The sequence below is a fragment of the Bradyrhizobium sp. AZCC 2289 genome (genome assembly GCF_036924615.1).
In the GTDB taxonomy this organism is placed as follows: Bacteria; Pseudomonadota; Alphaproteobacteria; order Rhizobiales; family Xanthobacteraceae; genus Bradyrhizobium.
Genome location: NZ_JAZHRY010000001.1, coordinates 7717496 through 7736758, shown reverse-complemented (window position 1 = coordinate 7736758; position 19263 = coordinate 7717496). Strand labels below are relative to the sequence as shown.

Genomic DNA, 19263 nt, shown 5'->3' with positions numbered 1-19263 from the left:
CGGCGCTGGGATCAGACGTCCAAAGCCTTTTCGAGACAGCCAATCAGGGCATCTGCTCCAAATGGCTTTCTGAGCAGGCAGACAGCGCCACTGGCTGCCACCCTAGCTTCCAACCCCGGCTCTCCGCGCGCAGTAATCATGATGACAGGCAATCGCAAATCACGCGCCATAAGCAGTCGCTGGAAATCAAGCCCGCTCATTCCGGGCAGATGAATGTCGGTGACGACGCAGTCGCACGAGCTTTCCCCGTTTGCGGCAAAAAAATCCTCCGCGGATGCAAACCCGCGCGCGCGGTATTCCAACGAACAGAGCGAATCGACCAGCGCTAGTCGGAAGGGCTCGTCGTCGTCGACCACGGCGATTAAGGGCTCTCTTGACACCATCATCCTCGTGTATGGGTGCGGGTCGGTGGTGGCGAGAGAGCAGTTGTTGCATCTGGCCGGGGCACCACGACATTATACAGAGGTGTTACCCAACGTTTACGGGGACTTGGGCTTGACCACGTCGGCCATCCGCACGAGGTCAGCCAATGTCCGTGCGCCCATCTTGCGCATGGCCGCACCTCGATGAATTTTCGCCGTGATCTCGCTTACTCCAAGTTCTCCGGCCACCTGTTTGTTCATCTTCCCGGATGTCACCAGCATCATCACCTGCTGTTCGCGAGGGGTCAGTGTTCCGAACCGTTGTCGCACCTGCGAAGCATTGTCGTCGGCAGTCCGCCGCTGGCGGTCGCGTTCGATGGCCGCCATGACGGCATCGAGCATGTCCTGATCACGGAATGGCTTCGAAAGAAACTCCATCGCGCCTCGCTTCATCGCGCGGACCGACATCGGAATATCGCCATATCCGGTCATCATGATCACCGGCAGGCGAACGCCCAACTGGGTGAGTTGGGCCTGGAACTCGAGCCCGCTCATATCGGGCAAGCGGATGTCGATAACGATGCATCCGGGCTTATCCGCAAGGCTCGCGTCAAGAAAGTCGCGAGCCGCTCCGTAGGTTAGGGTGTCAAGTCCCACCGAGTCGAACAGGCTCTCCAACGCGCCGCGCAGGGCAGCGTCGTCGTCGACCACGTGCACAACCGCCCTATCGCTCGTCTCGAACGGCATTGGTGTGGGCCGTATACGGTAACGTCAAGCCACCTGTAGCATGGCAGAAATCGTGATGTGGATCAAACCAAGGTATGAGCCAACGGAGCCATTGGTCTGACGTAGGCGCGACCTATCGCCCCTCATGGGAACGGCGCCTATCGTCACGTTCCACGGATATCTTTACTGGCTCATCGCGCGAAGACGACCGGAGTGCTGGCCGGCACATTTGCTCGACACCCACACTCCACTTTGAAATTGCACGCGGAAAGCTCAGACAGAGAAGGCCGAGGCTAACGAAATTCAACAGCGTCTAACGTGCCGAGACGCGGCTTCTCTGCAATTCTGGAGTCACGACCTGGCGACGACAGCGCTGCACGTTCAACTTCTCAACGGATGTGCAACAGCGAAGCAACCCTTTCGGCGAAACGGAGCGGACTTCGACCGCTGGAGCGACCGTGCAGAGGTGAGAAATGCAGTGGCTTGATGCGGTTCAGTTCTTCGTACTGTTGTTCCGCTCTGATCATGAGGTACTCCGATGGCTGGTCCTGCCAAAATCATCGACGTACATTCACATCCTATCCTGCCTTACGGACAGGGTGCGCCGGTGGGACCTGGGCAAAAGCAGCCCGACTGGTCTGTCGAAAGCGCGATCTCGTATATGGACGAGCATGACATCTCGGCGTGCGTCCTCTCCGACCCTGACTCGGCCAACCACGCGACGGGGCAAGAGGCACGCAACATCGCCAGGCGCGTCAACGAAACGCTTGCCGACATCGTTTCCAGACATCCCAGCCGGTTTGGGGCGGTCGCGGGCCCGCATCGAACGGAGCAGTGAGCACAGGAGCTCTGAATCAACTTCGGCAGCCGACGGCACATCAGCGAGTGCGGCGTGGCTCGCCGTGATCTTTCAAGGAGGTCAAAAAGCATGAGCAGCAACATTCGCAGAGAGATGGGCAGCCTTGGCAAACGGCCCCTGTCGATAGTGATCATAATCCCAGGAATGGAACCTTGGGTTCGCTCGCCGGTCGAACCACGCGAAACGGTGCTGCGCGTGGGATTTTTGGAGCTCGACCTCATCGATCGCACAGCAAGGCGTGGCAACCGGCCGATCGATCTGCGGCCGCGCGAATTCCAGTTGCTCAAGTACATGATGCAGCGGAGCGACCAAGTGCTGACTTGCGCGAACCTCATCAAAGATGTGTGGCACTATAAATTCGTCCCGGAGACCAACCGTATCAATGTGCATATGGGTCGGCTGCGTTCAAAGATCGACGGACCGAACGAAGCCCCCATGATTCGCAATGTCCGCGGCGTAGGATTCGTTCTCAGCGCGACTCCAGCGCTCGCGAAGAACTTACCTGGACTGCGGGGGCTCAAGCAGAGAGAGCTGACTCAAACAAATTCTAACAATGTCTAACGTGCGCGGACCCGGCCTCTCTGCAAATGTTGAAGGACGCGCAAGGCTCCTGCCCGACGGCAGCGATGCTCGCATGGCGTCAAGGGGTGATCGTCGCAGATCGAGGTCAGCATCGCTGGGCCGGAAGTTCAATGTCAAACCGGAGAATTCGAATGGCGGAATCAAAACAAAATTCAAACTGCGACTTGAATAGCAGCATTCGCAGAGAGATGGACAGCCTTGGCGCAGTCGATGTTGCGGCCGCTATGCTCTGGGGTGCGCAGACGCAACGCTCGCTTGAGCATTTCAGCATCGGCAAAGACCTTATGCCGCGCGAAATGATCACGGCCTATGCGACCCTTAAGAAGGCGGCCGCAAATGCAAACCATTCCGGCAAACGGCTCGACGATCAGGCCCACAAGCTGATCGTTCAGGTCTGCGATGAGATCCTCGGTGGCCAGCATCACGACATGTTCCCGCTGCACGTCTGGATGACCGGCAGCGGCACTCAGTTCAACATGAATGTGAACGAGGTGATCTCCAACAGATGCTGCCAACTAGCGGGCACGCCGCTCGGCAGCAAGAAGCCGGTTCACCCGAATGACCACGTCAACATGTCGCAATCGTCGAACGACAGCTTTCCCTCCGCGATGTACAACGCTGCCGCGGTGAATGTGACGCAACGCCTCGTTCCATCAGTAAAGGCACTACACGACGCGATCGCCACCAAGGCAACCGAATGGGATGACGTCGTCAAGATCGGCCGAACCCACATGCAAGATGCTACACCGATTACATTAGGGCAGGAATGGTCTGGCTATGCCGGCATGCTGGCCGATGATCTTGAACGCATTGGAGACGCGCTCAAGGGAGTTTATCGGTTGGCCCTCGGCGGCACCGCAGTCGGCACCGGGATCAACGCCGCGCCCGGTTTTGCCGATGCAGCCGCTGCCCAAATTGCCAAGCTGACGGGTCTGCCCTTTGTCAGCGCACCGAACAAATTCACCGTGCAGGGCTCGCATGACGCGCTGGTGCAGCTTTCCGGCACATTCCGCACGCTGGCAGTCTCGCTCTATAAAATCGGCAACGACATCCGGTTGATGTCCTGCGGTCCGCGCGCCGGCTTCGCCGAACTCATGATTCCCGAGAATGAACCGGGCTCGTCGATCATGCCAGGCAAGGTCAATCCGACCCAGGCCGAGGCGTTGACCATGATCGCCGTGCAGGTGATGGCGAACGATGTCGCCGTCGGATTCGGCGGCGCCGGCGGCTATCTCGAGATGAACGTCTACAAGCCGCTGATGATCCACAACATCGCGCATTCGATCACGATCATGACCGACGGCTGTACGAATTTCCGCAAGTACCTGGTCGAAGGAACCAGGCCGAACGTGAAGAAGATCAAGGAGTATGTCGACCGCTCCCTGATGCTCGTTACGGCGCTGGCGCCGGTGATCGGCTACGACAAGGCGTCCAAGATCGCGCATTACGCGATGGACAACGATCTCACCCTCAAGGCAGCGGCGCTGAAACTCGGCTTCGTTACCGAGCAGGAGTTCGACCGCGTCGTCGATCCCGCAAAGATGGTCAGGCCCTACGTCGCCAAAGCAATTGACCTCGCCAAGACCAGCATGTCGGCGCGTTAGGAAGCCGGAGACCCAAGGGAATTTCCGATTCCATCGATGGAGACGATTTAGTCATGGCCAAAACAGTCGCTGACCAATTTGCAGAGACGCTTGCTGCCGCCGGCGTCAAGCGGATCTATGGCATTGTCGGTGACAGCTTGAACGGGCTGACCGATGCGATCCGTCGCCAGGGCAAGATCGAGTGGGTCCATGTGCGGCACGAAGAAGTCGCTGCCTTCGCAGCCGGTGCTGAGGCGCACCTCACGGGAGAGCTCGCGGTCTGCGCCGGAAGCTGCGGCCCGGGCAATCTGCACCTCATCAATGGCCTGTTCGATTGTCAAAGGTCGCGCGTGCCAGTGCTTGCTATTGCGGCGCAAATCCCGTCGGCCGAGCTCGGCGCCGGATATTTCCAGGAAACCCATCCGGAGACTCTGTTCAAGGAGTGCAGCCACTATTGCGAGTTGATCTCGGGAGCCGACCAGATGCCCCGCACTTTGGAGATCGCGATCCGGCAAGCGGTGGGCAATCGCGGCGTCTCGGTCGTGGTAGTTCCGGGCGACATCGCCCTTCAGCCCGCCGCGGACGCGCCGCCGCCGAAAGCAGCTGGCCTGCTGCCCAGCCAGGCCGCGACGATGCCGACGCGCGCAGATGTGGATCGACTCGCGGCGCTCCTCAACGGCGATGGCCGAGTGACCATGCTGTGCGGCTCGGGATGCCAAGGCGCTCATGATGAAGTCCTTGCGCTGGCCGATCGCCTGAAGGCTCCCATCGTGCATGCCTTCCGAGGCAAAGAGCATGTCGAGTGGAACAATCCTTTTGACGTCGGCATGACCGGGTTGATTGGATTCTCCTCCGGTTACTACGCCATGCTCGATTGCGACATCCTCTTGATGCTCGGCACCGATTTTCCATATCGCCAGTTCTATCCGCGCAGCGCCGGGGTTCGTATCGCGCAAGTGGATGTGCGGCCCGAACAGATCGGCCGCCGTGCGCCGGTCGATCTCGGCGTGGTGGGCGACGTTCGCGCGACCATTGAAAGCGTGCTGCCGCTCATCACGAAGACGCGCGACAGTACCCATCTCGACCGAGCGACGGAACATTACCGCAAGGCGCGCAAGGATCTCGATGCGCTTGCGGTCAGCAAGCCCGGTCGCAAACCGATCCACCCGCAGCAGGTTGCCAAAGCGATCAGCGATCAAGCTTCGCAGGACGCCATCTTCACCTGCGACGTCGGTCTGCCGACGGTGTGGGCTGCGCGCTATCTCGCGATGAACGGCAAGCGGCGGCTGATCGGATCGTTCTGGCATGGCTCGATGGCCAATGCGATGCCGCACGCGATTGGCGCGCAGACGGCGTTTCCAGGCCGGCAGGTGATCTCGCTGTCGGGTGATGGTGGTTTCACCATGCTGATGGGTGATTTTCTAAGCCTTGCGCAGCTTGGCCTGCCGGTGAAGGTCGTGGTGTTCAACAACAGCGCGCTCGGCTTCATCGAGATCGAGCAGAAGTCCACTGGCTTTCTCGACTTCGGTACCGAGTTCAAGAATCCGAACTTTGCCGCGATGGCCGAAGCATGTGGCGTGCGCGGAATCCGGCTTGAGGATCCCGCCGACGTCGAGAAGGGCATCGCTGCCGCACTTGCCCATAACGGACCGGTTCTGGTCGATGCGGTGGTGAGCCGGACGGTGCTTCCTATCCCGCCCGCCATTACTGTCGAAATGGCCAAAGGCTTCACGCTCTACATGGTGAAAGCCGTCTTCAACGGCCGCGGCGACGATCTTGTCGATCTCGCCAAATCGAACCTGTGGGCCTGAAGGTCAATTGGAGAGAACTGATGGCAAATTTGGACATGACCATTCCGGCATCGCTTAAGAAAGCGTTGGACGCTGAGGTCCAGAGGACCAAAGGAACACGCTCGTCCATCGTCACGGCCGCCTTGTCCCAATACCTCGGCGTGCCGGTTCACACGCTGTTTCAAATCTCGATCTCCGGCGCCCTGGTCGCGGGCGTCTATGACAAAGAGGTCAGTGTCGAGTCGATCCTGCAGCATGGCGATTTCGGTCTTGGCACCTTCGCCAATCTGGATGGCGAGATGGTCGTGCTCGACGGGCGAGTCTACCAGGTGCAGGGCACCGGCCACGTGTCGGAAGCCACCCCCAACGCCGGTGCGCCGTTCGCGGTAGTGACGCGATTCTCGCCGCAAACCGATGTCGAAATAGAATCCGTTGCGAGCTTTGAGGATCTTAAGGGTCGTTGCGACAAATTTCGAAATTCAGGCAACATCTTCTATGCAATCCGCCTGGACGGGCACTTCAGTCGGGTCCGCACCCGTGCTGTGAATCCACCGCGACCAGGCACGCGTCTCGTCGACGCGGCCAAGATGCAGAGCGAATTCAATTTCACCGACATAGAGGGCACCCTGGTCGGCCTGTGGTCGCCTGGCTTCTCGAGCGCCTTCAGCATCTCCGGCTATCACTTTCACTTTCTCTCAAGCGACCGCCAGCATGGCGGACACCTGCTAGACGTCGAAGCCGGCCCGCTCCGGCTCAAGGTCGAGGCTCTGACGGATTTTCACCTGGCTCTGCCGGAGTCGGAAGCCTTCCTGAAGGCGGATCTTAGCAAGAACTCCGCTGAAGAACTCGCCTATGCCGAACAAGCTCATTAGGAGAACTGACAATGCACAAAGTCTTGAACAAAGCGCAGCAGATCGGTGCCGAATTGGTCGTCCGCACTTTGGAAATGCAGGGCGTGACACACGTCTTCGGCGTTCCCGGCGCCAAGATCGACTCGGTCTTCAATGCGCTTGTTGACTCGACGATCGAGACGGTCGTCTGCCGTCACGAGCAGAACGCTGCCTTCATCGCAGGCGGCATCGGCCGCATGACTGGCAAGGCGGGTGTCGCCATCACGACCTCGGGACCTGGTGTCTCCAATCTAACGACCGGCCTGGCCACGGCCAACTCCGAGGGCGACCCGGTGGTGGCGCTTGGCGGCGCCGTTGCTACCTCCGAAGCGCTGAAGCAAATCCATCAGACGATGGATGCGGTGTCGATCCTGAAACCGGTTACCAAGTTCAGCGCGACAGTTGGAGCTCCGGATCAACTCGGTGAAGTACTTGCCAACGCTTTCCGCGCGGCCGAATCCGGCCGGCCGGGTGCATCCTATGTCAATTTACCAAAGGATGTGATGACCGAGCCTTGCGCGCACGATCCCTTGCCGGCGCCGGCCTATGCCGGCCTCGGTCCGGCTGACGGCGCCGCGATCAGAGAGGCCGCGCGCCTCATCAACGCCGCGTCGAACCCGGTGGTACTCCTGGGCATGCTGGCCAGCAAGCCGGCCAACGCTAAGGCACTTCAGACGTTCATCGGCAAGAACAACCTGCCGGTAGTCGGAACCTTCCAGGCAGCGGGTGCCGTAGGTGCGATGTTGTTCGATAATTTCGGCGGCCGGGTTGGCCAGCTCGCCAACCAGCCGGCCGATCGGCTGCTCGAATCCGCTGATCTCGTCATTACGGTTGGGTATGATCCTGTCGAATATTGGCCACCGCTGTGGAACGCCAAGAACCAGCGCAAGATCGTCCACGTCGATGTGCTGCCGACGGACCTCGACAATTCCTATTGCCCCTTTGTCGAACTGACTGGCGATATTGCCCAGACTTTGCAAGCCCTGACACTACAGCTTCGGCGGTCGCAGAAACCAGCGCTCTCATCGGCAATCCTCGAAACGATCGCCGCCGAACGTAAGCTGTTGAGCAAGGAAGCAGCCGCTCGCGGCGGCCTGCCGATCCATCCGTTGCGTCTCGTCCACGAACTGCAGCAGTTTCTCGGTAGTGACATTACGGTCTGCCTGGATATGGGTTCGTTCCACCTGTGGATCGCTCGCCATCTCTATAGCTTCAAGCCCCGCCAGGTCCTCATCACGAACGGCCAGCAGACCTTGGGCGTCGCCCTTCCCTGGGGCATCGCAGCTTCGATCGTGCGGCCAGCGGAGAAGATTCTCTCGATCTCCGGGGATGGCGGCTTCCTCTATTCCGCTATGGAATTGGAGACGGCCGTGCGCCTCAAGGCGAACATCGTTCATATGGTCTGGATCGACGGCAGGTACGACATGGTAGCCGTTCAGGAGCAACTCAAATACGGCCGTACTTCGGGAATCGACTTCGGTCCAATCGACTACATCAAGTATGCCGAGGCATTCGGCGCGACCGGTCTCATGATTGACAAGCCCGACGACATCGCGCCGGTCATGAAGAAGGCGTTCGACACGCAAGGACCGGTGATTGTCGGTGTCCATGTGGACTACCGCGACAATCATGAGCTCTTTGAGATGCTTCACGAAGACAGCATCCACTAATGCCGCGCTAGCGATCTCGCCCGATCGAGCCTGTGGAACTGAACCCGGAGCTTGCAATGGATATGACGGCGCTTCTCCTTTCACGAATTCAGTTCGCGTTCACCATCACGTTCCACATCATCTTTCCATCTTTCACGATCGGATTGGCAGCGTGGCTCACCGTCCTCGAGGCGTTGCGCCTTGCGACCGGTCGGCCGGTCTATCGCGTGATCTTCGACTTCTGGCTGAAGATATTCGGTGTGGCATTCGGATTGGGTGTGGTATCCGGGATCGTGATGGCATTCCAGTTCGGCACGAACTGGAGCGTATTGTCCAGGATGTCCGGCCCGATTCAGGGCCCGCTCCTGATGTACGAGACCTTCACGGCCTTCATGCTCGAGGCCTCTTTCTTCGGTGTCCTGATCTTTGGCCGCAGCCGCGTGCCGCCGTGGTTCTATCTGTTCTCGACCGCGATGGTGGCGCTGGGAACCACGTTTTCGGCGTTCTGGATCATGGTCAATAACAGCTGGATGCAGGTGCCATCAGGCTATGTGATGGAAAATGGCGCCTTCGTTCCGGATGATTGGACCAGGATCATCTTCAACTCGGTGGTGTGGTCGCGATTTCCGCACATGTTGCTTGCTTCCTACCTGACCGGCGCTTTCTGCGTTGCCGCGACCGGGGCATGGTATGTCTTGCGGAAGGAATTCCACGCCGAGTCCCGCATCATGCTGCGGATGGGCCTCGGTCTCGCCGCTGTGCTGATGCCGATTCAGCTTTTCTTCGGACATCTGAACGGTGGCTATGTCAACACCTATCAGCCTTCCAAGATGGCTGCGATCGAGGGACGCTGGAACGATGAGAAGCCGGCTGGAGAAGTGCTGTTCGCGTGGCCGGACGTGGAGAGCCGGCGCAACCTGTTCGCGATCACGCTGCCGCCGCCCTTCGGCAGCCTGATCGATTCCGACAGTCTCACCGCCGGCGAAACCGGATTAAACAGCATTCCTCCCGAAAACTGGCCTCCGGTCGTCATCCCGTTCTTCAGCTTCCGGATCATGGTGGGATGCGGGATGTTGATGCTGGGGCTCGCCTGGCTCGGTACTTATCTGAGTTTCAGGCAGCGCCTGGAGCGCGATCGTTTCCTGCTCTGGCTGACTTTTCTGAGCTTTCCACTGCCCTTCATTGCGATCCTTACCGGCTGGTTCACCGCTGAGGTCGGCCGTCAGCCATGGGTAGTTTTCGGAATATTGCGGACCGCAGATGCCCTCACGCCGTTCCTGACGACGCGCGCGGCGACGATTTCGCTCCTGATCTTCTGCGCAATCTACGCCTTCATCTTCGCGTTCGGCATGTTTTACATTTATCGGCTCATCCGCACGGGCCCGGTTGGCAGGCTGTTCGAGGCTCCGCGTACCGCGGTGCCCAACCGACCGATGTCGCTCGCCAGCGCAGGCTCGATTCTCGAACACGGCCACGTCGGCGCTGGAGAATAACCATGGTCATGTTCTGGGTCTTGCTTTTGGCCATCAGCATTTTGCTCTACGTGCTGCTCGACGGCGTCGACCTCGGCGTCGGCATGCTGTTCGGCCTGACGAGCAGCGAAATCAGACGACGCGCGATGCTGAGCGCCGTCGCGCCGATCTGGGACGGCAACGAGACCTGGCTGGTGGTCACCGCCGTCATCCTGTGGGGAGCTTTCCCGGTCGTCTACGCGACGTTGCTGTCGGCATTCTATCTGCCTCTCATCGTCATGCTGCTGGGCCTGATCTTGCGCGGGGTTGCGTTCGAGTTTCGTTACAAGACGCAACGGCTGCGCTGGATCTGGGATTTGAGCTTTGCCGGCGGATCTCTGACCGCGGCCTTTATACAAGGGATGACGGTCGGCACCCTGGTGGAAGGACTGCAGGTCACGAACGGCCAATATTCCAATGGTGACTTCGGCTGGCTTACGCCGTTTGCGGCGATATGCGGCATCGGGCTCTGCCTTGGTTACGCGCTTCTCGGCGCCTGCTGGCTGGTGAAGAAATGCGACGCTGAGGTCCGCGACAGGGCGCACCGCGAGATCCGTATCCTCGCGGTCTCCGTACTCGTGTTTCTCATCGTCGTCTTCGTTTACGCGCTGGCCGAACATCTTCCGATCCTGCATCGCTGGATCGATCGGCCGTATCTCTTCGCATTCCCGGCGTTTGGAGCGGTCGCCGCAATCGTACTCGCGCTCAGCATCCTCCGTCACAACGACCATTGGCCGTTCTACATGGTTGCGGCCATCTTCGTGTCAGCGTTCGGCACTCTCGCGCTGTCCTTCTGGCCCTACATCATCCCGTTCGTCATCACCATCGACGAAGCTGCCGCCCCGCAATCCAGTCTTATGTTCATGTTCTGGGGAGGTGTGGTCGTCTTTCCACTGATGCTGCTCTACACGCTCATCAGCTACAGCGTCTTCAGAGGCAAGATCAGAACGACAACCGCGCACGACTAGTCGCACCCAAGGAGTGATACATGAAGATCGGACTTTTCATCCCCTGTTACATTGATGCCTTTTTCCCAAAGGTCGGCATCGCTACGCTGGAACTGCTGGAGCGGTTCGGCCACGATGTCCACTACCCGCGCGACCAGACCTGCTGCGGCCAGCCGATGGCAAATGCTGGATTCAACGCCGAGTGCGCCGATACCGAGGCGCTTTTCGTGCGCAACTTCTCCGGCTTCGACTATGTGGTGTCACCGTCCGGCAGCTGCGTTCACCACGTGCGGGACAATTTCGACGCGATAGAGCAGACCGACGAGGTCAAGGAGGTTCGCTCGCGGACCTTCGAGCTAGTCGAATTTCTTCATGACATTCAGAAGGTCGACGCCTTTCCGTGGGCCAGATTTCCGCATCGGGTCGGGCTGCACAACAGTTGCGGCACGCTGCGCCGGCTTAAGCACGCGCTTCCGTCCGAGTTGCACGAGCCGTTCTTCTCCAAGCCCATCGATCTGCTTTCCAAAGTTGACGGCATCGAGTTCGTTCGGCCGGCCCGCCCCGACGAATGCTGCGGCTTCGGCGGCACCTTCTCAGTGTTCGAAGAGGTCGTTTCCACCAAGATGGGTTACGACAAGGTCCGCGACCATGCGCAGGCGGGCGCCGAATACATCGTGTCGGCCGACAGCTCGTGTTTGATGCATCAGCGGGGCTGCGCCGAGCGCATCGGCGTTCCCTTGAAGTTCATTCACATCGCCGAAATCCTGAACGGAGCCAGCGCATGAGCACGACACGCGAGCGAACCGACGACGCCATGCTGCATCCAGAGATGCGGGCCGGGGTCGATCCCGATGCCATCATCCGGGGCGGCCGCCGCCTTGATCACGCCGAGGGAACATCGAAGCCGCTGCGGCCGGCCCCCGAGCCGCAGCCGCGGGGCGCCAAGGTCCGCGGCAACCGGCCGATCGACCAGCAGGAGGCTGCCGCGCGCTTCATCGCCGCTACCGAGCACGAGAAGATGCATGACGAGCGGCTCTGGGATCTGCGACAGAAGCGCGACCGAGAGATGCACGGCATTCCCGAATGGGAGGAGCTTCGCTCGCTCGCTTCGGCGATCAAGGAGCACACGCTCACCCATCTCGACGAATATCTCGACCAGTTCGAGGCCAAGGCGAGATCGAACGGGATCCACGTGCATTGGGCACGCGACGCCGCCGAGCATAACCGGATTGTGCACGGCATCCTGCGCGACCACGGCGCGACATCGCTGATCAAAAGCAAGTCGATGCTGACCGAGGAGTGCGGCTTCCGGCATTACATGGCTTCCGTCGGGATTGAGGTGATCGAGACCGATCTCGGCGAACGCATCCAGCAGCTCGACAACGAGGATCCAAGCCATGTCGTGGTGCCCGCCGTGCACAAACTGCGCACCGATGTGGCAGAAGTGTTCTCACACACGATCGGTACCGACCCAGGCAACACCGACGTCCACTATCTGGCGGAAGCGCAGCGAGAGGCGACCCGCCCGTTGATCCTCAAGGCCGACGCGGGCATGACGGGGGCCAATTTCGTGGTCGCCGAGACCGGGACATTCGTCGTCTGCACCAACGAGGGCAACGCCGATTTGTCGGCCAACGTGCCGAAGCTGCACATCGCCTCCATCGGCATCGAGAAGATCGTTCCCCGCCTGGAGCATTTGGCGGTGTTCGTCCGCCTGTTGTCGCGCAGCGCCCTCGGCTCGCCGATGACCCAGTACACCTCCCATTTCCGCGGACCTCGGGCGGATGGCGAGATGCATGTGGTGCTCGTGGACAACGGCCGGTCCGAGCGCCTGGGCCTGGAGGAGTTCTGGACGTCCCTGAAATGCATCCGCTGCGGCGCCTGCATGAACACCTGTCCGGTCTATCGGCGCAGCGGTGGCCTGAGCTACGGCGCCACCTACTCCGGCCCGATCGGGCTCATCATCGATCCGACCTTTAACGCGCGGAAATACAGCAACCTGCCATTCGCTTCGTCGCTGAACGGCAGTTGCACCAATGTCTGCCCGGTGAAGATCAACATCCACGAGCAGATCTATGCGTGGCGGCGCGTTCTCGTGAAGCAGCATGAGGTGCCGCTCGTCAAAAAGGCCGCCATGAAGGCCGCCGGGGTGCTGTTGTCCCAGCCCGCCGCCTACCGCGCCGCGATCGCCTCGGCCGATACGGCGCTCGCCCATCTGCCGCGCTTCGTGATCTACAACGGCCTCAACGCCTGGGGGAAGCACCGCGAAGTGCCGCATCCGCCCAAACAAACTTTCCACAGCTGGTATCACGCGAACCGGGGAGAAAAGCGATGAGCAGCCGCGACGACATCCTGGCCTCGATCCGAGCCAACCTGCCACGCGTGGACCGGCCGCTGCCTCACGTCCCCCTCTTTGACAGCGACCCGCCGGCGTCGCTTCTGTCTGCTTTCAAGGACAATCTGCACCGGATGGGCGGCGTGTTCCTCGATCCGCCGACGTCCGGCGATATCCTGGCGCCGGTCCGGGCGAAGATCGCGGACGCCAAAATCGTGTGCTCCACCGTGCCGGAGATCGCGGGCAACCGGGATATCGCTGGCGTCGGCGCGCCGCGGGATCTGGCGGATGTCGATTTTGCCGTCGTCCGAGCATCGTTCGCCGTCGCGGAGACCGGCTCAGTTCTCCTGAGCGACGCCGACCTCCGCGTCAATGGGGTCGCCTACCTCGCGCAGCACCTGATCGTACTCCTCGATCCCGCCGACATTGTTATCAACCTGCATCACGCCTATCGCCGGCCCGAGTTCCGCGACCGGCACTATGCCAGCTTTCACACCGGCCCATCCGCGACGGCGGATATCGAGGGTGTGCTCATACACGGCGCACAGGGCGTGCGCTCGCTTTCCGTCCTGCCAATTGCGCGAGCAACTGGCAACCGGATTCACTGAAACCCAACCCACTGAAACAGAGGAGAAATCAATGATACCGACCTTCCAGACTCAGTCTCTTGAAGTCCCGCATGGTGTTGCCTTGCTGAACGACCCCGTTCGCAACAAGGGCACGGCGTTCACTCCAGACGAGCGCAAGCGCCTCGGGCTCGAAGGCCTTCTGCCGGCCCCAACGGATACGCTCGACCGGCAGGTCGAGCGCGTGCTGGGACACCTCGACGGCAAGCCGAACGACCTTGAGCGATACATTTATCTTGTCGGCTTGTCCGATCGGAATGAGACCTTGTTCTATCGCACGGTTATGTCCGATCCGGCGCGCTTCATACCAATCCTCTACGACCCGACCGTCGCCGATGCCTGCCTCGCCTTCGGCCACATCTATCGCCGCGCGCGAGGCATGTATATCACACGCCAAATGAAGGGACGGATCGCCGAAGTTCTGCGCAACTGGCCGCAGCGGGATATACGTTTCATCTGCGTTTCTACAGGTGGCCGCATCCTCGGCCTCGGCGATATCGGCGCCAACGGCATGGGAATCCCGATCGGCAAGCTGCAACTCTATACGGCGTGTGCGGCGGTCCCTCCAGAGTGCCTGCTGCCGGTGCTGTTCGATATCGGCACGACCAACGAGGCGCTCCGCGCCGATCCGCTCTATCTTGGCTCACGTGAGAAGCCCCCGTCCGACGAGGAACTGGACGAACTCGTCGAAGAATTCGTCCAAGCGGTGCAGCAGGTATTCCCTGATTGCTGCATTCACTTCGAGGACTGGAAGGGCACCGATGCGATTCGATTGCTCAACCGTTATACCGACAAGATCCTATGTTACAACGATGACATTCAGGGCACGGCCAGCGTCGCGCTTGCCGGACTGACGACGGCGTTGCAGATCATCGATGCTCCGTTGACCGATCAGCGCATCCTGTTCCTGGGCGCCGGCTCGGCCGGGGTAGGCATCGCCAAGTTGATCGCCGCAGCCATGCAAGACAAGGGACTGTCCCGGGATGAAGCGCGCAGCCGCATCTCCATGTTCGACGTCGACGGGCTGCTGGAGCCGTCTCGCGCCGATCTATCGGAAGCGCAGAAGGTATATGCGCACAAGGCGGCGCCTTCGAAGGATCTCGTGAAAACGATTGAGACCTTGAAGCCGACGGTCCTGATCGGCGTCAGTACCAAGGGTGGCACGTTCAACCAGCGTGTGGTCGAGGCGATGAGCAGGCTTAATGAACGGCCGATCATCTTCGCGCTCTCCAATCCCACTGACAAGGCGGAGTGCACGGCCGAGCAGGCATACACCTGGTCGAAGGGCAAAGCGCTGTTTGCCGCTGGCGTACAATTCCCGGACGTGACGCTGAACGGCAAAACTTACCATCCCGGTCAGGCAAACAACTTTTACATCTTTCCTGCGGTCGGACTCGCAACCTACGCGACGCGTCCGCGGCGGCTCACCGACGAGTGCTTCATCGTCGCCGCTCAGGCCTCCGCCGATCAGATCGGTCCGGAGCTCCGAGCAAAGGGCATGCTATTTCCGGGCCAGGACAACATTCTGGAAACGGAAATCACAACGGCAACCCGCGTCGCCGAGTTCATGTTCGACGAGGGCCTGGCTCAGGTGAAGCGGCCGCGGGACATCCGCGCGTGGATCGAGGGTCAGCTCTACAAACCTCAATACTGAGGCGTGTCCCAGGGCGACCCGGCCGTGGCCGCCCTGCTTCTCGCGGCGCGCGAGCTTACGGGCTCGCGGGAAGCCGAAGGCCGATTATTGCGGAGTGAGCCAATGCTTTCGTGCGACGAAATCGTACCGGATGTGAAAAACCCAAAGCTGTCTTCGTGGGATGTCGTCTATGCCCTGAACATGGTGATAGCGTGCCTCCTCACTTATTGGATATAGCGTGCCTCCTCACTTATTGGATAATGACGCATACCCTGTCTCGATTTGTCGACCAGTCTTCCGACTTCTTGGGCGGGATGTGGGCGGTAGTCGCCACCGTATTCGTCTTCAGGGAAACCCACCTCCAGAGCCTGTCTGCCGGCATCGCACGCCTGATAGCCACCTGCGTCAGCTTCGCACTGTGTTTGCTCTACCTCTTGCTCTTCCCGTTCACCCCGGTGGGGATGGCAGCATTGATAGCCATAGGTACGGTGGTCATAGCGCTGCTGGGTCGGCGTGACGACATCGTCACTGTAGGAATAACGACGGCCGTTGTCATGGTCGTCGCAGCAATGAGCCCCGTGGACGCCTGGCAGCAGCCGTTGCTGCGTCTTGCTGACACTATGGTGGGGGTCGCAATAGGTGTTGCGTGCAAATGGTTCGGTTCATTTCTGTTTCATAAGTTTTTCGTGGAACAGGAGCCATGATCGTACCGAAGGCCACACATTGTTCTGCGCCAACGCGTCGCTTCGCAGATTAGGGTCGGGCACATGTCGGAGATAGCTGAATGCCGGACGAGCCGGGTTCCGACACCGTCGATCGAGAGTTCGCTCAGCGCGAGATTGCTCCCGACGGTACTCAGCATTATTGCTGGAAGCGTAGACGCCATCGGCTTTCTCGGGCTTGGTGGCCTATTCGCCGCCCACGTTACCGGCAACCTTGTCATCCTTGCCGCGCATCTCGTCGGCGGCGGCGAGACGCTGGTCGCGGCGATGCTCTCGGTCCCAGTGTTCGTGGCGGCGCTCGGGTTGACGAGACTGCTGGCCGGTGCGTTGGAGAGGATCGGGTTCGCCTCGCTGCGACCCCTCCTTCTGCTGCAGCTTCTACTGCTCACCGGCTCTTTTGTGCTGTGCGCTTCCGCCGGCCCACGCATCGATCCGGATGCAACGAAGGCGATCCTTGCCGGGATGCTCGGCGTTTCGGCGATGGCCGTGCAAAACGCACTTGTACAGATCTCGCTGAAAGGGGCGCCGTCGACGGCGGTCATGACGACCAACATCACGCGTTTCATGATGGATGTCGGCGACGTGATGCTCGCGCGCAGGCGGGCTGACGTCGCCAAAGCGCGCGACCGGGCGATGCGCACCTGGCCGGCGATCGTCGGCTTTGCCATTGGTTGCGGTCTGGGGGCGACATGCGAGGCGGCAATCGGCCTTAGGTCTCTGGCTTTGCCTGTGGGGCTGGCTCTGCTCGCGGTTGCGATGGGGATGACTGCTGATCTCAAGGGAGGCCAGGGTTCATGAGCCGGGCCGGACTTTGGGCCACGGATCCGGCTCAGGCCTACCGAACGGTTGCGGGCGCGTTATGCTCCGCGGGTCCGGCGCTACTCTTCGGATTGCGCCTTTGGGCTGCGGTCTGCCTCGCACTCTACATCGCGTTCTGGCTCGAACTTGACAACGCGTACTGGGCCGGTACTTCAGCGGCGATCGTGTGTCAGCCAAGGCTCGGCGCTTCGCTGCGCAAGGGCTCGTTCCGCATGATAGGCACGGTATGGGGCGCCGTGGCGATCGTGGTCCTGACAGCGTGTTTCCCGCAAAGCCGCATCGGCTTCCTCATAGGTCTTGCAGTCTGGGGCGCCACATGTGGCTTCATTGCCACGCTGCTGCGCAACTTCGCCTCGTACGCGGCGGCGCTCGCGGGTTACACGGCGGTGATCCTCGCAAGCGACTTGCTCGGTGCGACCGGCGGCCCGAACAGCGAGGTCTTCACCTTGGCACTGACCCGCGTCAGCGAGATCTGGATCGGCATCGTATGTGCGGGCATTGTACTGGTCGGGACCGATTTCGGCCGGGCGCGGCAGCGACTCGCCACCGAACTTGCCGCTATTTGCGCCGAAATCACCGGGGGTCTGTCTGGCACGCTCGCCGGGCCGGTTGGGCAGCAGACTCGATCGATCCGGCGGGATTTGATCCGGCGCGTCATCGCGCTTGACCCTGTCATCGACGAAGCGATCGGCGAAACCTTTGACCTGCGCTATCGCTTGGGGGTATTGCATGCGGCCTTGGAAGGCCTGTTCGCCGCCTTGTCCGGATGGCGCATGGTCGCGAATCATCTCGAGCTTTTGCCGAAGCACCAGCAACGGCAAGAGGCCGACGCCGTTCTGCCAAGTCTCCCTTGGGAACTGCACTCGGCGCCGATGGAAGGCGGCGCGCCACGCTGGGCAGCCGACCCACGCCGCCTGCGGAGGCTCTGTGCGACGGCGGTAAAGGCTCTCGTCGCGCTGCCGGCCGACACGTCATCGCTGCGGCTGTTGGCCGACGGGACCGCGGAGGCGCTGAGCGGCATATCGCGCGCGCTCATCGGACTGGTGCTGTTGACCAATTCGGACCAGGGCGCTCTGCAAAATCGCGTGGTGCGGTTCCGCGTGTCCGATTTGCTTCCCGCTTTCGTCAATGCGACGCGCGTCTTCATCGTGATGGGTGTTGTCGAGCTCTTCTGGATCGCTACAGCATGGCCAAACGGGACCTCGACCATAACATGGTCTGCGATCTTCGTCATCTTGTACTCGCTGGCCGCTGACGAAGCTTACGCCAACGCCAAGAGTCACTTGCTCGGCGTTAGTCTGGCCGCCGCCGTCGCGGCGATCTTCAAGTTCACGGTGCTGCCCGGCAGCGAGACTTTCGCCGGCTTAGCGATCGTGATCGGTCTTGTGCTGGTGCCTGCAGGAGCGCTTTCCGCTCTATCCTGGCAGGCGGCGATATTCGGATCCGTTGCGTCCTGGTTCGTGCCTCTCATGACACCAGAGAACCCTATCACCTACGACACTCTGCAATTCTATAATTCGGCCCTGGCAATCGTTTCGGGAGCGGGCGCCGCCGCGCTCGCCTTCCGCTTGCTGCCGCCGTTGTCGCCGGCGCTGCGAACTCGTCGGCTTCTGGCGCTCACGTTGCGGGACCTGCGCCGCTTGACGACGGGATCTATCCCGCGGACGGCGGATGAGTGGGAGGCCGACATCTATGGCCGACTCTCCGCGCTGCCTGAGCAGGCCGAGCCGTTGCAGCGCGCGCAGCTGCTGGCTGCTCTCTCGCTAGGGACCGAGATCATCCGACTTCGCCGGGTCGCTCGTCGGTTCGACCTACACGCCGAACTCGATGCGGCGCTTGATGCCGTGGCGCAAGGTGACAGCTCTGCTGCGGCCGAACGCCTTGCACGCCTCGACCAGCGGCTGGCAGCGCTGCCCAGCACCAGGCCGGGGGTGCGGGTCAGGCTAAGGGCGCGCGCCAGCATCCTTGCGATGTCGGAGGCGCTTGCCCGGCATGCCGCCTATTTCGATGCAGGGGCGGCGAGATGAACTTTACCGAAGTCAATTTGTTCGGCGTCTATGTCGCGCCTATCTCGGTGATGATGGCGGCAGCGTGGCTTGTCCTGATCGCGCTGCGCCGGATCGCAGACTATTTCGGTGGGCTGCGGCACGTCTGGCATCCGGCACTGTTCGTGTTCGCTTTCTACATGATCATCCTCTCGTCCATCGTCCTTGTCGTCGCGCGTTGAGA

Annotated in this window: 18 protein-coding genes; 16 read left to right on the top strand and 2 right to left on the bottom strand. The window is 60.9% G+C overall.

Annotated features, from left to right (window positions below):
- Positions 1-11: 11 nt before the first annotated feature.
- Together V1289_RS36590 and V1289_RS36585 are read right to left on the bottom strand one after the other, a co-directional pair.
- The gene (locus tag V1289_RS36590) at positions 12-356 is read right to left on the bottom strand and encodes a response regulator transcription factor (protein ID WP_334403519.1); all 345 of its coding nucleotides are present in this window, start codon (positions 354-356) and stop codon (positions 12-14) included.
- A 123-nt stretch (positions 357-479) separates the two neighbouring features.
- The gene (locus V1289_RS36585) at positions 480-1109 is read right to left on the bottom strand and encodes a response regulator transcription factor (protein ID WP_334403517.1); all 630 of its coding nucleotides are present in this window, start codon (positions 1107-1109) and stop codon (positions 480-482) included.
- 517 nt (positions 1110-1626) lie between these two features.
- On the opposite strand from V1289_RS36585, the gene V1289_RS36580 reads away from it, so the two are divergent.
- The 16 genes from V1289_RS36580 (at position 1627) to V1289_RS36505 (ending at position 19261) form a co-directional block, all read left to right on the top strand.
- Positions 1627-1926 carry a hypothetical protein gene (locus V1289_RS36580; RefSeq protein ID WP_334403515.1) on the top strand — a complete coding sequence of 100 codons (300 nt, stop codon included), beginning with the start codon at positions 1627-1629 and terminating at the stop codon, positions 1924-1926.
- Between the two features lie 90 nt (positions 1927-2016).
- The gene (locus tag V1289_RS36575) at positions 2017-2508 is read left to right on the top strand and encodes a winged helix-turn-helix domain-containing protein (protein ID WP_334403513.1); all 492 of its coding nucleotides are present in this window, start codon (positions 2017-2019) and stop codon (positions 2506-2508) included.
- Between the two features lie 152 nt (positions 2509-2660).
- Positions 2661-4133, top strand: a complete 1473-nt coding sequence (gene fumC / locus V1289_RS36570) for a class II fumarate hydratase (RefSeq protein WP_334403511.1) — start codon at positions 2661-2663, stop codon at positions 4131-4133.
- 53 nt (positions 4134-4186) lie between these two features.
- Positions 4187-5923, top strand: coding sequence for a ubiquinone-dependent pyruvate dehydrogenase (gene poxB / locus V1289_RS36565; RefSeq protein WP_334403510.1), 1737 nt, complete (start codon positions 4187-4189; stop codon positions 5921-5923).
- Positions 5914-6774, top strand: a complete 861-nt coding sequence (gene budA / locus V1289_RS36560) for an acetolactate decarboxylase (RefSeq protein WP_334403509.1) — start codon at positions 5914-5916, stop codon at positions 6772-6774. Before poxB ends, budA begins: the two co-directional genes overlap by 10 nt.
- Before the next feature lie 23 nt (positions 6775-6797).
- On the top strand, positions 6798-8462 hold the full coding sequence (gene alsS, locus V1289_RS36555; protein WP_334403508.1) for an acetolactate synthase AlsS: 1665 nt from the start codon (positions 6798-6800) through the stop codon (positions 8460-8462).
- A 56-nt stretch (positions 8463-8518) separates the two neighbouring features.
- A complete protein-coding gene (locus tag V1289_RS36550) occupies positions 8519-9934 on the top strand; it encodes a cytochrome ubiquinol oxidase subunit I (RefSeq protein WP_334403507.1) in 1416 nt (471 codons plus the stop codon).
- A gap of 2 nt (positions 9935-9936) precedes the next feature.
- Positions 9937-10920, top strand: coding sequence for a cytochrome d ubiquinol oxidase subunit II (gene cydB / locus V1289_RS36545; RefSeq protein ID WP_334403505.1), 984 nt, complete (start codon positions 9937-9939; stop codon positions 10918-10920).
- Positions 10921-10940: 20 nt separating this feature from the next.
- Positions 10941-11684 (top strand): (Fe-S)-binding protein, encoded by a 744-nt coding sequence (locus tag V1289_RS36540; protein ID WP_334403503.1) that lies wholly within the window; start codon positions 10941-10943, stop codon positions 11682-11684.
- Positions 11681-13234, top strand: a complete 1554-nt coding sequence (locus tag V1289_RS36535; protein WP_334403501.1) for a lactate utilization protein B — start codon at positions 11681-11683, stop codon at positions 13232-13234. The genes V1289_RS36540 and V1289_RS36535 overlap by 4 nt, the downstream gene beginning before the upstream one ends.
- A complete protein-coding gene (locus V1289_RS36530; RefSeq protein ID WP_334403499.1) occupies positions 13231-13842 on the top strand; it encodes a LutC/YkgG family protein in 612 nt (203 codons plus the stop codon). Before V1289_RS36535 ends, V1289_RS36530 begins: the two co-directional genes overlap by 4 nt.
- A gap of 31 nt (positions 13843-13873) precedes the next feature.
- On the top strand, positions 13874-15514 hold the full coding sequence (locus tag V1289_RS36525) for an NAD-dependent malic enzyme (RefSeq protein ID WP_334403497.1): 1641 nt from the start codon (positions 13874-13876) through the stop codon (positions 15512-15514).
- A gap of 239 nt (positions 15515-15753) precedes the next feature.
- Positions 15754-16197: an FUSC family protein gene (locus V1289_RS36520; RefSeq protein WP_334403495.1), complete on the top strand. Its 444-nt coding sequence runs from the start codon at positions 15754-15756 to the stop codon at positions 16195-16197.
- A 63-nt stretch (positions 16198-16260) separates the two neighbouring features.
- Positions 16261-17013, top strand: a complete 753-nt coding sequence (locus V1289_RS36515) for a YoaK family protein (RefSeq protein ID WP_334403493.1) — start codon at positions 16261-16263, stop codon at positions 17011-17013.
- Positions 17010-19061 carry an FUSC family protein gene (locus V1289_RS36510; protein ID WP_334403491.1) on the top strand — a complete coding sequence of 684 codons (2052 nt, stop codon included), beginning with the start codon at positions 17010-17012 and terminating at the stop codon, positions 19059-19061. The genes V1289_RS36515 and V1289_RS36510 overlap by 4 nt, the downstream gene beginning before the upstream one ends.
- Positions 19058-19261 carry a DUF1656 domain-containing protein gene (locus tag V1289_RS36505; RefSeq protein WP_334403489.1) on the top strand — a complete coding sequence of 68 codons (204 nt, stop codon included), beginning with the start codon at positions 19058-19060 and terminating at the stop codon, positions 19259-19261. Before V1289_RS36510 ends, V1289_RS36505 begins: the two co-directional genes overlap by 4 nt.
- The last annotated feature ends 2 nt before the right edge of the window (positions 19262-19263 follow it).